9 protein-coding genes are annotated in these 15,832 nt (G+C 45.5%); 7 read left to right on the forward strand and 2 right to left on the reverse strand.

The window, feature by feature from the left end:
* Window positions 1-67 precede the first annotated feature (67 nt).
* A complete protein-coding gene (locus tag MKY98_RS02205; protein WP_069010767.1) occupies window positions 68-1,048 on the reverse strand; it encodes an aldo/keto reductase in 981 nt (326 codons plus the stop codon).
* Between the two features lie 273 nt (window positions 1,049-1,321).
* On the opposite strand from MKY98_RS02205, the gene MKY98_RS02210 reads away from it, so the two are divergent.
* From MKY98_RS02210 to MKY98_RS02220, 3 genes are all read left to right on the forward strand, one after another.
* Entirely contained in the window at window positions 1,322-4,792 is a 3,471-nt protein-coding gene (locus tag MKY98_RS02210; protein ID WP_208332431.1) for an S-layer homology domain-containing protein, read from the forward strand.
* Window positions 4,793-4,951: 159 nt separating this feature from the next.
* Window positions 4,952-8,098, forward strand: a complete 3,147-nt coding sequence (locus MKY98_RS02215; protein ID WP_069010769.1) for an ATP-binding protein — start codon at window positions 4,952-4,954, stop codon at window positions 8,096-8,098.
* Between the two features lie 156 nt (window positions 8,099-8,254).
* Window positions 8,255-9,406: a response regulator gene (locus MKY98_RS02220; RefSeq protein WP_069010770.1), complete on the forward strand. Its 1,152-nt coding sequence runs from the start codon at window positions 8,255-8,257 to the stop codon at window positions 9,404-9,406.
* Between the two features lie 141 nt (window positions 9,407-9,547).
* Here the strand turns inward: MKY98_RS02220 and rpoN are convergent, their stop codons facing one another.
* Window positions 9,548-10,867 (reverse strand): RNA polymerase factor sigma-54, encoded by a 1,320-nt coding sequence (gene rpoN, locus MKY98_RS02225; RefSeq protein ID WP_069010771.1) that lies wholly within the window; start codon window positions 10,865-10,867, stop codon window positions 9,548-9,550.
* Window positions 10,868-11,118: 251 nt separating this feature from the next.
* Here rpoN and MKY98_RS02230 point away from each other — a divergent pair, with 251 nt between their 5' ends.
* The 4 genes from MKY98_RS02230 to MKY98_RS02245 all read left to right on the forward strand — a co-directional run bounded on the left by MKY98_RS02230 (window position 11,119) and on the right by MKY98_RS02245 (window position 15,823).
* On the forward strand, window positions 11,119-13,911 hold the full coding sequence (locus MKY98_RS02230) for a sigma-54-dependent transcriptional regulator (protein ID WP_069010772.1): 2,793 nt from the start codon (window positions 11,119-11,121) through the stop codon (window positions 13,909-13,911).
* Between the two features lie 199 nt (window positions 13,912-14,110).
* A complete protein-coding gene (locus MKY98_RS02235; protein WP_013369099.1) occupies window positions 14,111-14,530 on the forward strand; it encodes a PTS sugar transporter subunit IIA in 420 nt (139 codons plus the stop codon).
* Window positions 14,531-14,532: 2 nt separating this feature from the next.
* On the forward strand, window positions 14,533-15,021 hold the full coding sequence (locus MKY98_RS02240) for a mannose/fructose/sorbose PTS transporter subunit IIB (protein WP_013369100.1): 489 nt from the start codon (window positions 14,533-14,535) through the stop codon (window positions 15,019-15,021).
* Between the two features lie 31 nt (window positions 15,022-15,052).
* The gene (locus tag MKY98_RS02245; protein ID WP_013369101.1) at window positions 15,053-15,823 is read left to right on the forward strand and encodes a PTS mannose/fructose/sorbose transporter subunit IIC; all 771 of its coding nucleotides are present in this window, start codon (window positions 15,053-15,055) and stop codon (window positions 15,821-15,823) included.
* The last annotated feature ends 9 nt before the right edge of the window (window positions 15,824-15,832 follow it).

Consider the following 15,832-nt stretch of genomic DNA (forward strand, 5'->3'; position numbering starts at 1 on the left):
ACGCCCTATGTAAATAGATAGGGCGTTCTTGTCGTTTCTTATTTCGAAACTGTCATTTCATCCATATTTACTGGGCGCCAACTACCGGATGAGGAACATAAGGCTCTTCCAGCAATGCGATTTCTTCAGGTGTTAACGTAATCGAAAGAGCAGCTACTGCATCTTCAAGATGAGACGTTTTCGTAGCACCGATAATCGGAGCTGTTACCGGTTCTTTCTGTAGCAACCAGGCAAGTGCGATTTGAACGCGGGGAACTCCGCGTTTTTCTGCGATGGCCGCAACCTGCTCCACGATCAATCGATCGGTATCTGCAGTCGCATCGTATTTAGATTTTGCCACTTGATCGGTTTCGGAACGATGTGTTGTTTCCTGCGCATCACGCGTCAATCTTCCACCTGCAAGTGGGCTGTATGGAATCACACCGATTTTTTCTTCCTTACAAAGCGGCAGCATCTCTCTCTCCTCTTCACGATATAAGAGGTTTAAATGATTTTGCATCGATACAAACCGGGTCCATCCATTCTTCTCAGCTATATGCAAAGCCTTTAGAAACTGCCATGCGTACATGGCAGAAGCTCCGATATATCTTGCCTTCCCAGCCTTCACCACATCATGTAATGCTTCCATCGCCTCTTCAATAGGGGTAGTGTAATCCCAGCGATGAATTTGGTACAGATCCACATAATCTGTCCCCAGTCGCTTAAGGCTCTTATCGATTTCACTCATAATAGCCTTTCGAGAAAGTCCCGCACCATTGGGGCCTTGATGCATACGGAAATGAACCTTCGTTGCAAGGACAATTTCATCTCGATTCGCAAAATCTTTTAAAGCCCGTCCGACGATTTCTTCGCTAGTTCCGTCTGAATATACATTCGCGGTATCAAAAAAATTGATGCCTAGCTCCAGGGCCTTTTTTATAATGGGACGACTGCGCTCTTCATCTAATATCCATGGATGAATCCATCGTTCTGCAACCCCAAAGCCCATACACCCAAGACAAAGCCGGGATACATCCAAGCCGGTATTTCCAAGTTTCATATAGTCCATTTGATTATACATCTCTTTCCTAGATATTGTTTTCTTCAAATGTTCTACTCCAGCTACTTACACCGGATATTATTACATTTGGAGTTCACTCCAAGTCAAGCGATTTTGTTGCGTGATGCCTTCATATAGGACTAATTGTTCAGAATCGGTTCAGTGGGGTTTCGTATAATTCTCTTAGCATAGTTCCTTGGTTGCATAATCCGTAGAACTAAACATGACTAAAGACTTTGATAAAACAGGATATATGCCAATAAATAGCGTCTAGGAGTGGAAATGTTGAAACTTATAAATCGAAATAAATGGATTGCATCTGCGATGGTATTGGGGATTGCTTCAGGCTCCATCGTATCTTTGCCTTGGCTGGGGGGCGCTCAGACTGCTTATGCAGCGACAGCAGATACACAAAGTGAAACTGGATTTGTAGCACAAGCTCGTACTTTGGGTTTGATGACAGGTGGGAATCAGGGCGATTTTATGGCACAAAAGAATTTGACCCGCGCTGAAGCGGCCAAAATTTTGTGCGGTCTGTTCCAGTTGGAAGTTAACAATCAGCCGCAGACTTCTTTTATGGATGTATCGTCCGATGCATGGGGCGCTCCCTATATTGAGGCCGTACGTGCAGCCGGGTATATGACAGGTAACGGAGAACTCTTCCGTCCGGGGGATGCCATTACCAAGGAAGAACTGATTGTTTCGCTCGTACGTGCAATGCACTTGCAGGATACAAGTACTGCGGATGCACAGCAAAATGCAGTTCAGGTTGCCCGCTCTTACGGTCTGTTAACAGAGGATGCTTCTGCAACGGATTTGAAAAATCCATTGAACCGGGAGAGTGGTGCAGAAGTATTCGTCAGCCTGCTGGATCATCCGGTAGGAGAAGTGAAATCAGAGGGCAATACCGTTCGAATCGGAAATATCCCGTACCAGTTGGAAGGATCTTTGCAAGGCTTGTTTGGTGAAAATAACAAAGCTGTATTAAAAGGGGCAAAAATCGATCTTAACCGTAATTTGCGTACACTCACAGGTGTAAATAAGCTGGAAATTAACGCAGACGGTGGTGTATTTGACGGTAAGGGTGTGTCTTTTGATGGACGCCTGATCGTCAATGGTTCGGTAACCTTGAAAAACATGTCCTCCACAGGCGTATTAGAAATCAAAGGCTCAGGGACCCAGCCTGTATCGGCCATTTTGGAAAATACGACATGGTCCGGTGTAGAACTGGGCTCCAAGGATGCCAAACTGACTGCAACCGGGACGACAAAGATTGACAACCTTACGCTGAAAAATGATGCATCGATCGGGACCGAGGGGGATGCCGCGATTAGTCGTGTTTCATTGCAACAGGGACTAGGCAAGCTGTTGGTGAGCGGAAGTATTGGTTTGCTGGATGCATCACAATATGTGGGTGTTCCTTTTATCACACTGGCCAAGGGGGCTGCAATCAACCAGCTCAATCTGCCGGAACAAAAACAGCCGCAGGATGTTATTGTTAACTATAATGCGATGAAGGAAGCTGTTAGTCTCGTAAATGGTACGAAGAACTCATCCTCTGTTGGATCGGTTGTCACGGACACAGATAGCAAAGATAAGAAAAAACGTGACAGTGATATCGTCAGTATAGACCGCAGTCAGTTGGAGACGGAAGTCCATGCAGCCAAAGAACTGTTGGAGCGTGCAGGTGAGGGTGGACTGGATCAGGCGCTTTACACGGTCGCAGCGAAGGAAAACCTGTCCATAGCAATCAATCAGGCTATGCTGGTACTGAACAATACGGCAGCTACACAGGCAGAAGTAGATCAAGCGCTCAGCACATTGAAACAGGATGTTTCTGTGTACACAACCTCAGCCACAGAGCCGGTGATTGGAACACAGGAATTAACTAGACTGGTTCAGTTAGCTTCGACTACCCTTGAACAAAACCGAATGGTTGGTGATGAATTTCCACCTCTTTGGGACGACTCACTAAGTCAAGCGATTCAATTTGGCAACAATGTGTTGGAAGGAAATGCGCCTCAAAATATTGTGGATCGGGAAGCAGAAAGCTTGCGTCGAGTAATAAAGGTATACAAAGCATCAGTAAAACTCAGAGATGCCTATCTGCATTTTGTCGATGTAACGGATCGTGTGGATAATTTGAAAACAGATAAAGCGCGTTACAAGTCCTTAGTAAGAGAAGGATCAAATGTATATGTGAATCCATTGGCTACAACTGAGCAGTTGGAAGAATGGACACAAAAAATAGATCTTGCTACAGAATCATTCTTGGCACTGCAAGCAGCGGACTTCTCGGTGCTTAAGAATACTTTACAAGAAGCGCAGGTTATCTACGATCAGAATGGTTCTCAAAATGCTGAACTAGATAACTTGATTCAGGAATATACAGAGAAGATGCACACTGCTATGACCCAGCAGGACGTATTGAACTTGAACATGGAGCTGAGTCAAAGGCTTACGGAGTTCACTGTGCCATTGCCTGCTACAACTCGGGAAAAACTGCAGCAGCTGGTTCAAGATATTCAACTAAAACTGCTGTCTAACCCTGTGGCTCGTAATTACTTGAATACGGAAATGCTGTCTTTAGAGCAACAAACAGGACAAGCCAACTTTGCACTCATTATGCCATTTACTCCTGAGGAGCAATTGGTCATCTCTTATAATCAATTAAGTCAGGCTAAAGGGACCTATCTTGAAAAATATAACGAGAAAAGACTACAATTGAGAGACAAAGTCATTGAAATGCAGACTTCGATCAATGTAATTTTGCTGCAAAATTCAGGCGCATTAAGCGCTGAGGCTCAGCAAGCCTTGTCTTCTGCTTCAGAGCATGCCTCTACTTTCTTAGGCTTGTCCAGCTTTGAATTACAAGACGTTGTTCCTGTATATGAGGAGCTGCAACAAGTACAGAGCCAGTATGCTGCACCTATAACGGTGGATACTACGTTGTTGAATCACAATATCAATTTGGCCAATAATGAAATTTTGACGTTCGGCCGTCATTATACGGAACAAGATAACGAAGAACTTCAAGGGCAGATTAATCTGGCAAACCTTGTGCTTAATAATCCGGATAGCACACAGGTACAGGTAGACCAAGCTAATACGGATCTGATTACAGCGTTTGCGAACTACCAATTCAAATGGATCGTAACTGATCTTGATATCAATGAGCTTAAGAACATTGCGAACAATCTGCTTACAGTAAATGGTACAGATCCTACGACGGTCTACTTTCACAGAGTAGTGGATGCATTCAATCGTTTGGACCAGTATTTGCCTATGCCAGAACTTAAGAAAAATTACATGGATCTGGAAGATGCGATTCAGGAGTATAAAGATTTTGTAGCCAGCCAGCAACAAAACAGCGGAACAGGAAGCAGTGACAGTAACGGTCGACCAACGCCGCCGAGCGATAGCGACGGAACAGGAAGCAGCGACAGCAGCAGTGGAGCAACACCGCCGAGCGATAGCAACGGAACAGGAAGCGGCGACAGTAGCAGCGGAGCAACACCGCCGAGCGATAGCAACGGTACAGGAAGCGGCGACAGTAGCAGCGGAGCAACACCGCCGAGCGATAGCAACGGGACAGGAAGCGGCGACAGCAGCAGTGGAGCAACACCGCCGAGCGATAGCAACGGAACAGGAAGCGGTGACAGCAACGGTGGAGCAACACCGCCGAGCGATAACAGTGGAGACGATTCAAGCTCGATTCCTGGCGGTAGTATTGATGGCGTTATGATTCCTTAATAGGAGAGGCTAGAAACTACAAGTACGTATTGAAGGGGACGATTCCGCACAGATTTTATCTGCGGCGGGCGTCCTTTTTTGTATGGACAACGCTTCTAATGTAGCTGAATAGAATAACCGATACAAAAGATAGACGTTATTGAAAAGAGCGGAGGATTTATGAAAAAACAGGGTGTTTTATTTTTTATTATACTTCTGCTTGCGGTTGCGTTACCAGTGTATCCGTTAGTGTCGGGTGTTTTATCCGGAAACAGTCATTGGAAAGCTCATAACGGTATTATTGATTTGCGTAATTGGGACCCTCATAAGGAAGGCCCTGTACAGCTGGGAGGGGAGTGGGAATTTTACCCTAATCAGCTTGTGCAACCTTTATCCTTTCATGAAATGCAACAAGATAAGGATTGGGAAAGTCATCAGAGTTCTTCAGAGTTGGGGATGGAAACGAGATCTTCTGCCAAGATTGTGGATGTGCCAGGTAGATGGAATCAGTGGATGCCTAAGGGACAGGCGACCGGATATGGAACCTATCATATCCGTGTGCTGTTGCCTGAAAAAGCGGAAAATCTGTACGGCATCTATATGCAAAACATTCGCAGTGCCAGCCAAGTATGGATTGACGGAGAAAACGTCGGAGCGAGTGGTATTCCCTCTGTTTCTGCCGACAAGGGTAAGCAGGGCAATGTTCCCTATGTTGGGTTTGCATCGGTAGATGGACATTCGGCTGATATTACCGTGCATGTGGCTAATTATAGCTATTCTTCTGGTGGGATTATTTATCCACTGTTATTTGGGGATTACGAGAGTATTACGCATAGCCGGGAAGTTGCAATGGCAGAGGACACCGTACTGATCGCAGGATTTTTTATTCCTACCGTATTTTTTATCATGCTATACCTTTTGCGTAAAAAGGAGAAGGCATTACTTTACTTAGGATGCTTCTGCATCGCGGCTTTATTTTATATTCTGACACATGGAGAAAAGCTGCTAGTCTGGGGAATACCGGATTTACCTTATGAATGGGTACTGAAAATACAGTCGTTCTCGTCAACGCTGTTCTACTATTTTCTGATCCGCTATGTTCATCTTTCGACGCAGATTGTTATGAATCGGATCGTGCTGCGCTTCTATCATATTACAACCGCACTGATGCTGGGTATGGGGCTATTTTTGCCTACATTGGTACTCTCATCCTTTGAATTGTTTATTCTTCTTTTTGGTGTAGTCAGTGTGGGATACGTGTTACTAATCTTGATTCGTGGGCTTCTTCAACAGACGGATGACGCTGCACTGCTAGTCATTAGTATTATGAGCATTCTTATGATTGTAGTGACTAGTTTTGTGTATATTCTGGGCTGGGGAGATGTACGTGGGGTGACAGCCTATGAAATGCTCATATTCGTATTGGCTCAAACGCTGCTGCTGGCCAAACGTTTTGTACATTCGTTTATGGAGGTTGAGAACCTGTCACGACGATTGCTCACACTGGATGGGTTGAAAAACGAATTTCTGGCGAACACGTCACATGAACTGCGCACTCCTCTGCATGGAATTATTAATATCGCTCAATCCATGCTAGACCGCTACGGGACACAATTCAATGAGCCGCAAAAGCACAATTTGGCCTTGATTGCGAATGTAGGACGCAGACTTTCTTATTTAATTAACGATATTCTGGATTTTTCTAATTTGAAAAATGGCAGATTAGCCTTAAATCGTCGGCCTGTCAATGTACAGGCAGCTGTGAATTCCGTGCTGGAGGTATTGGGGCATACGGTGGGTAAGAAAAAGCTTCAATTCGTCAAAGAATGGCCCAGTTCGTTGCCCAAAGTAGATGCGGATGAGGATCGGCTGATTCAGATTTTATACAATTTGTTGGGTAATGCGGTGAAATTTACGGAGGAAGGCAAAATCGTAATCTCTGCCAAAGCGGGGACCCGTGAAATGGAAATCAGTATAAAGGATACCGGCTCCGGTATTGCCCAGGAGCATCTTTCGCATATATTTGAACCTTTTAACCGAGGGGCGAATGCTGAGGATGAAGGATACAGTGGGACAGGGCTTGGATTAGGCATAGTCCGTCGTCTGGTGGAACTGCATGGGGGTCATATCCGGGTAGAATCTAGATTAGGTAAGGGTTCGACCTTTTATTTTACACTGCCCTTGGCGCAGACCGGAACGTTGGGACATGAAGCTCAAAAAGATGTTTCGCCTGCGGTTATATTGCAGCCTGGCGTGACGTCGGGTCAGAATGTGATTCCGCATGAAGAGGATGCACTGGAGCGAGTCCAGACTGTCCCTTACAAAGTGCTGGCTGTAGATGACGACGAGGTTAACCTTCGGGTGCTGGAGGAACTATTATATGCCACAGGTTGTAGCGTGGTGGCTGTGGATCATGCCGAGGAGGCACTTCACATGCTGAATGGCCGTACCCGATTTGACCTGGTCATTACGGACTGGATGATGCCGGAAATGTCCGGTATTGAGCTGTGCCGACGGATAAGGGAACGGTATTCCCTGTCCGAGCTACCGGTGTTGCTCCTGACGGCACGCGATCTGCCCGGCGATATCCGCGCAGGTTTTATGGCCGGAGCGAATGATTTTCTACGTAAGCCTGTTGATGCTGAGGAATTAAAGGCACGTGTGCGCACGCTGCTGAACATGCGCCATTCAGCGGAGGAAGCGGTGCGTTCTGAAATGGCCTTTTTACAGGCACAAATCAAGCCGCATTTTCTGTACAATGCCTTGAATGTCATTGTTTCGACCGTAGCCGTAGACCCGGACAAAGCAGCGGAGCTGCTCATGGAGCTAAGCCAGTATTTGCGGGGGAGCTTTGATTTTCAGAACAGGGAGAATACGGTACCGTTATCCAAGGAGCTGGAATTGGTAGAATCGTATGTGGCACTGGAAAAAGCACGATTTGAAGAACGTTTGCAGGTAACCGTAGAGGTAGGGAGGAACATCCGGTCGCTCATCCCGCCGTTAAGTATTCAACCCATCGTGGAAAATGCGATACGGCATGGTGTGATGCAACGGGCAACAGGTGGAACCGTGCGAGTGGTTGTGCAGGAGGATGGAACCGATTTTGTGGTCAGCGTGACCGATGACGGCGTAGGGATTCCACCGGAGCGACTGGAACAACTGCTGTCGGATGATCATATATCTTCCAGCGTGGGACTGCGTAATATCCATCGCCGTCTTATCCATATGTATGGAGAAGGACTGCGGATTGAAAGTAATCCTATGCAAGGGACGACGGTAAGCTTCCGTGTGCCGGAAACGATTTCGCCCCGGAATACCGATGAATAAAAAAAGTACAGTACATTCGTCGGAAAAGCTAATGTCACGCCCGCGACGATACGATATATAAAATATAAGAAATTAAAATTCGTAAGGATAAAGCAGATAGCATGTAGATAGAGCATCATGATGGATGGTTGCAGCAGGAAGGGAGCATGGACACAAATGAAGGCGATTTTGATTGATGATGAGAGGTCGGCATTAACCTACTTGGAACGGTTGCTGGAGGCGGACGGACGGTTAACGGTAATGGGGAAATATACGTCTGCACAAGCGGGGCTGGATCATCTGGCGTCAGAACGTGCGGATATTGTTTTTATAGATATCGGAATGCCAGAGATGAACGGTCTGGAGGCCGCCGAGTGGATTCAACAGCTGGATTCCCATATTCATATCGTCTTTGTGACCGCGTACTCGGAATATGCTATTGAAGCGTTCGAGCTGCAAGCACTGGATTACTTGTTAAAGCCCGTTCATGCCCGGCGGCTATCCAAAACGATAGATCGGATTGCAGCCACGCTGGCTGATTCCCGTTCCTCCAGCTTGGGAGTTGCAGCAGAGCAATCCCCCAAGGTACGTTGTTTTCAAAAGCTTGAAATTTTGGAGGTTGGACAGGAAGCCGTAGGAGCGAAACCACTCAAATGGCGCACGTTAAAGTCACAGGAGCTATTTTCCTTTTTACTACACCATGAAGGGGAATGGGTGAGCAAAGAACAATTGCTGGATGCGCTGTGGCCTGAATATCATTTGGACAAGGCTGTTGTTCACCTGCACACGTCCATTTACCAAATTCGCAAGGCGTTGAAAGAACGGATGCAAGATACAAAACTAGAATACAATCTGGATCGCTACCGCTTGAACCGCAATGGCTGGATTACAGATGTAGAGCTATTCGAGCGGGGAATATCCGAATGGGCTGCATCCGGTAGCGGCGGTACGCCGCGTATTGATAGCCTGTTGGCTCTATACCGTGGCAACTACCTGGAGGAGCACGATTACCCGTGGGCGTATGCAAAAAGGGAGAAGCTGCGCAGTATGTATCTGGCATGTGCTTCTGAGCTGGCGAGAGAAGAGCTTCGCTCAGGTCGTACCCGGCAGTCTGTTCAGCGCTTGCTCAGCCTACAGCAGCGGGAGCCGTACTCAGACGATATCTGCAGTCTGCTGCTGACCGCCTATGCCCAACTGGGCGATTATACCGCTGCGCAAAAGCATTATGAAAGCTTCGTCAGAATATTGGAAGATGAGTTGGGTATTGAACCGCAGCAGGTGACGCACCAGTTGTACGTGCAATTGAAAACACAGACGCTACCTGCGTAAACGGCTGTACTGGCTCAGGTCGTATGAATAGGCCAACCAGAGATTACTGGTTGGCCTATTCTATTGGAGATTCTACGAGGGAGGCAGCCGGGAGAATGTGATAGCGCTGCTTTTTAGTTTTCACAACCGCTTGCTGAAGCTTTAATACACTTTTCTCCTGGTGGAGGATAAATACCCCAATTCTTCACGGTATTTGGCTACCGTTCTGCGTGACAGCTCTAGTCCTTCCTTTGCCATCAGCTCTGTGATTGCCTGATCTGAAAATGGTTTTTGCTTCTCTTCACTGTCGATGATCTGCTTTATCCGCATTTTTGCGCTCTCTGATGAAGTAGCATCTCCGTCTTTCGATCCTAGGGCGGAGGTGAAGAAATATTTGAGTTCAAACAATCCACGGGGCGTCTGCATGTATTTATTACTGACCGCCCGGCTGATCGTGGATTCATGCAGGCCGGTTATTCCAGCAATCTCCTTTTGGGTCATCGATTTCAGATGATAAACGCCATGCTCAAAAAATTCCCGTTGCCTATCAACAATAGCCTGGGCCACACGCATCAGGGTCAGGCGGCGCTGCTCAAGGCTATGAATAAGCCATAATGCTGTATTCATCTTCTCACGAAGAAATCGTTTCTCTTCCTCCATTGCCGGCTTTCGAAGCATACTTTGGTAAAAAGGATTAATCCCGACGCGTGGGACTGTGATATCATTAACTGTCACAACGTAGTCGTTTTTGGATTTCTCCACTGAGATATCTGCTATATGATACTGGCGTTCATATGGAGCAAATGCCGCTCCCGGACAAGGATTCAGTTTGCGTATCTGATCGGTCATTTGTTGTACCATGTGAATGTCGATCCCTAGAGCATCCGCGATTTTTTGTATGCGGTTACATGAAAGATTGACCATGTGATGTCGCACGATTTCTTCCAGGTAAACATCATCATTCCCGGCATATCGCAGCTGCAAAAGAAGACATTCCTCCAGACTGCGGGCAGCGATTCCTGCCGGTTCAAAGCCTTGGATCAGGGCAAGTATATTTTCAACCTCATCGGTGGGGACGTCAAGTATTCCGGCAGCTGTATTTACATCCAGCTCAAGGTAGCCTTTTTCATTTAAATTCCCAATTAGAAACATGCCAATCATCTGTTGTAGTTTGGATAGCCCGCGGACCATCCCAAGCTGCGCTTTGAGATGTCTATATAAATTATCTGCGGGATTAGAGACAAAGTCCAGAAGGTCTACCGGATTATCATTTTTTCGTAGCGAATATTCTTCTTCTGTGTTGATTCTTTCGATGGACATATCGATCTCTGCCAAGTCAATGATCGGATTTTCATTTGCTTGCTCATGAAGATATGACATTAGATCGACCGAAGAATATTGAAGAATCGTGATGGCTTGTCGTAATTCTGGAGTTATAGCCAGCCTGAATGTTTGCTCTTGCTGTAATCCGTAGCGTATCATTTTATCTCAGCTCCTTACTGGGAAACAAAAATAACTTTTTATGCAGCTTATTCGTGAAGCTTATGCAATTATACTGCCAACCTTTGATCTTGGAAAAGAAGTGAATGGAATGGGCTGAATTTGAGTTTTGGATAGATTCAATAAAAAGGGTATCAGATTAATGATTAACTTGTCAGTTTATTTTCTTGTAGAGGATTATTTCTTTTTTTATATACTAATTAAATAAGAACTAGTCAGCATGGGGGAATACCGTGAAACGAATTGATGAGATCTTAGAGTATATTGCCAATGGGACAAAGAAACTGTCAGTAGAGGCCTTGCAGGACGGCGGTGGAATTACGGCTGCGGAAATAGCCGATCAACAGAATATGTTAAGAAATAATGTAAGCAAGGAGCTTAATAGCCTACTTCGCGCCGACTTGATTATTAAAATCAAGGGGAGACCCGTCAAGTTTTTGCACAAGCAGGTGATCGAGGAGACCTTTCGGGTTCAGCTTAAAGAGAAACAAATCCAAGTCAACAGTATTCATGAAATATTGCTGCCTGGAGAGCAAGTGGATCCGTTTCACGCCTTAATTGGTTTCATGGGGAGTATGAGGAACCAGGTTGAGCAGGGAAAAGCGGCAATATTATACCCGCCGAAGGGCCTACATACGCTGATTGTGGGACAGACTGGCGTTGGGAAAACAATGTTCGCTAGGTTGATGTATAATTATGGGAAATATATGAAGCGCTTTTCAGAGCAAGCACCGTTTATCGTATTTAACTGCGCTGATTATTACAATAACCCTCAGCTGCTACTTTCCCACATTTTTGGTCATGTAAAAGGAGCATTTACCGGGGCTGATCGGGAGAAAGAGGGACTGGTCGAGAAAGCGGATGGGGGCATTCTGTTTTTGGATGAGATTCATCGGCTGCCCCCAGAAGGCCAAGAAATGATATTTTATTTCATGGACACGAACAGTTACAACAAATTGGGCGAGTCGGAGCGCAAGCGGGAAGCGAATGTGCTGCTCATCGGCGCTACGACCGAAGATCCCGGTTCTTCCATGCTGAAAACCTTTATCAGACGGATACCGATTACGATCAACATTCCTTCCTTGCAAGAGCGAACTGTTGAAGAGAGGTTTTTGATCCTGAAGCATCTCTTTGCAAACGAAGCCCATCGTGTGAACAAGCCTATTAGGGTTGAATTGGAAACTGTAAAAGCACTGATTGGCAGCGTAACCTATGGAAATATCGGTCAGTTGAAATCGAACATTCAGCTTGTGTGTGCCAAAGGATTTTTGAACAGCATACATGAAAATAAGGAAGAGATTGAACTTGATTTTAAAATTTTGCCCGGAAATATCAAGGAAGGTCTATTTAATATGGGGAAGAACCGCAAGGAGATTGCCGAAATGGAGATGGTCAACTCCTCGCTGTATATTACTCCTGAAGGCAGCAAAGGAATGGATGAAGTAGACGCTTTTGAACTGCCGTTCAACTTGTACAAATTGATTGAAGACAAGATAGGGATGCTCAAAGAAGAAGGACTCGACGACAGTTTTATCAATAAGTTTATTACTACAGATGTCAATATTCACATCAAAAGCTTCTATAACCGATTTTATAACATCAAAGGGGGAAGGGAACGGATCCTTAAGATCGTAGGCAGAAATATCCTAGAGTTCGCTGAACAGGTGCAAGAGATGGCTCAAAAAGAATTGAACAGAAATTACAGCGACAGGTTTGTTTATGCCTTCAGTCTTCATTTAAGTGCTTTTTTAAAGCGAATCCGGGAGAAAAAATATGTCAGTAAACAAATCTATGAACCGATGAATGATCAGGATGAAGAATACAGACTGGCACTCATTATCAAGGATTTGATCGAGTCCAAGTTTGAAGTCAGCGTACCCGATGCCGAGACCACCTATGTGGCGATTCTTCTGAAATCGGTAGAAGAGGAGCACCAGGGAAATGTGGGAATCATCGTAGCTGCACATGGCAACAGTACGGCAAGCAGTGTCGTTAGCGTTGTCGACAGCCTGCTGGGGAGCTCAAATATTTGCGCAGTAGACATGCCTTTGGATGTTAGCCCCAGAGAAATCCTGGAAGTTATTGTGGAAAAAGTGAAGGACATTGACAATGGCAGAGGCGTATTGCTGCTGGTTGATATGGGCTCCTTGCTCAATCTTGAAGCAACCATTATGGAACGTGTCGGGATTAAGGTGAAGACTATCGATATGGTTTCAACCCCGCTTGTGTTGGAGGCTGTGCGAAAGGCCAGTATTTTTGATATGAATATAGAGGAAATTTATCAATCTTTGAAGGATTTTCGTGGATATAACACTGGAAATGCTGGAGTGAAAGCGGAAAAGACCAGTAATAAGGTAATCGTGACGGTCTGTTCTTCCGGCAAAGGTGCCGCCGCCAAGCTAAAGGAGTTTGTAGAGAAGGTTGTTTATGACTTAACCGAAGAGAAAATAGTTGTTGTACCGGCAAAGGTCAGGGAATTGGATAAAGTGGTGAAGGATTTACGGGCCAAGCATACGCTTCTTGCGGTGATTGGGGTTAAGCGGCCAAGCGAGCTCAATGTACCGTTTATCCCTTTGGAAAAACTGATCGAGGCAAGCGGTGAACAGGCATTAAGAGAATTGTTGCTCAACAATCAGTTGCCTGTTATGCATGAACACGGAAGCGTGATCGTAAGAGATCTATGTGAGGATACGCTAAAGGAGTTTATGACTTATTTGAATCCTCACAAAATTTTGGGGATTTTGATGAAATTTATCGAGCAGCTGGAACAGGAACTGGAGGCTGATTTCCATTATGCAAAGAAGGTTCAGCTTGCTGTTCATACGGCTCATGCGCTGGAACGAATGGTCATTGGAGAAGGGCTAGTGTATCAGGAGGATGTATCCTTGCTTGACCAACGATTAATCGATGTGGTGAACCGTTCCTGCAATATATTTGCCTCCAGTATTAACATTAAGCTGACTAATGATGAAAAATATTATATTTGCGAAATCCTAAGCGAAGTATATAACTGTATCCCCAAGTAGTGGCGCAAGTGTATAAAACGATGCTGGATGTGTATTAATCATGCGGATAAGGATAATAAGTAGTTGGTGAGAAAAGGCCAAATTCCCGGAGCAGCCGAGGGTTTGGTCTTTTTTTTGATAGTTAATCGCATCATACAGAATCTTGGCATGAGACTTGCATATAAGTATAGGCGAAGGATGCAAGGAGGGGGTGAAACAAATGATAGGTGTTATTGTTGGCACTCATGGAAAATTTTCTGAAGAGATCCTAAGATCCACGGAAATGATTTTTGGCCATCTGGAAAATGTGGTGGGTGTAACGTTTGAACCAGGTGAAAGTGTTAACGGACTTGTTGAGAAGTACAAAGCGGCCTTGGAAACAATTGATTGGACGGACGGATTGATTTTTCTCGTCGATTTGTTTGGTGGCAGTCCCTATAATGCGGCCAGTAGGATTGTGGCCAGGTATGAAAAAATGGACATTGTAACAGGGGTGAACCTGCCAATGATCGTAGACCTGCTGACTAATAGAGGGCTGGAGAACGTGGAGAATCTAAGTGATCTGGCCATCCGTGCGGGTCAGGATTCAATGAAGTCTTTTCGTGTCATCCGGGACATACAAACAGAGGAGGAATTATAGGTATGGAAATATCATTTGTTCGTATTGATGACCGTCTAATTCATGGTCAGGTGGCTACTGTGTGGGTGAAGGAAACGAAGTGTAACAAAATTATCGCCGTCAGCAATGAGGTCGCTGCGGATACGCTGCGCAAAACCTTATTGTTACAAGTGGCGCCGCCGGGGATTAAAGCTTATGTTGTCACGATTGCGAAAGCGATTGAAGCTTATAACAATCCTAAATATAACGATTTCAAGACCTTGTTCCTGTTTACCAATCCCACGGATGTACTGCGGGTTGTAGAAGGTGGGGTACCGTTTACATCGGTAAATGTAGGTGGAATGTGCTTCAAAGAAGGCAAAACACAAATTACCGGAGCGGTGTCCGTAGACAAGCAGGATGTAGAGGCATTTTATAAATTGCACGAAAAGGGGATAGAACTGGAGATTAGAAAAGTGGCCAGTGATCCTAAAATTAATTTGATTAACAAGCTCCAAAATGTCCAGTTTTAACAACACGTACGCATAAGAGAGGGGGTCAAACATGAGTGTTTTTGAAATCGTAATGGTCACGCTGGTTGCAGCCATTTGCGGAATGGGCAGTGTTTTGGATGAAGGACAGACTCATCGTCCTATAGTTGCGTGTACACTGATCGGTCTGGTCCTGGGAGATCTCAAAACCGGTATTATTCTAGGCGGTACGCTGGAATTGTTGGCTTTGGGCTGGATGAATGTCGGAGCGTCCATGGCTCCGGATGCGGCTTTGGCCAGTGTAGTCTCAACCATATTGGTTATTGTCGGGCACCAATCGATCGGTGCGGGAATTGCCGTTGCGATTCCGATTGCGGCTGGCGGACAAGTGTTAACTATCTTTGTTAGAACGATTACCGTGTTCTTTCAGCATCTGGCAGATAAATATGCCGAATCTTCAAATTTCAAAGGAATTGAATTATGTCACTTCATAGCCCTCCTTCTTCAGGGATTACGCGTCGCTTTGCCTGCCGTATTGGTGGCTATTGCAGCAGAAACCGGTCTGGTTACGACTTTGCTGGACGCGATCCCGGAGGTCATTACAAAAGGGCTGCAAATTGCTGGGGGATTCATCGTCGTTGTAGGGTATGCCATGGTTATTAACATGATGGCAGCCAAATATCTGATGCCTTTCTTTTTCTTGGGCTTTGTCATCGCGGCATTTACAAGCATCAATCTGGTTGGCTTTGGAATCATGGGGGCGGTTCTGGCTCTGCTGTATATCCAGCTCAATCCTAAATATAGCCAGCGCAAAGATCAAGTGGGTGAAATTGAAGAGCTCTAAAGAAATTCT

It is taken from the genome of Paenibacillus sp. FSL M8-0228 (assembly GCF_038007385.1).
GTDB classification, from domain to species: domain Bacteria; phylum Bacillota; class Bacilli; order Paenibacillales; family Paenibacillaceae; genus Paenibacillus; species Paenibacillus polymyxa_D.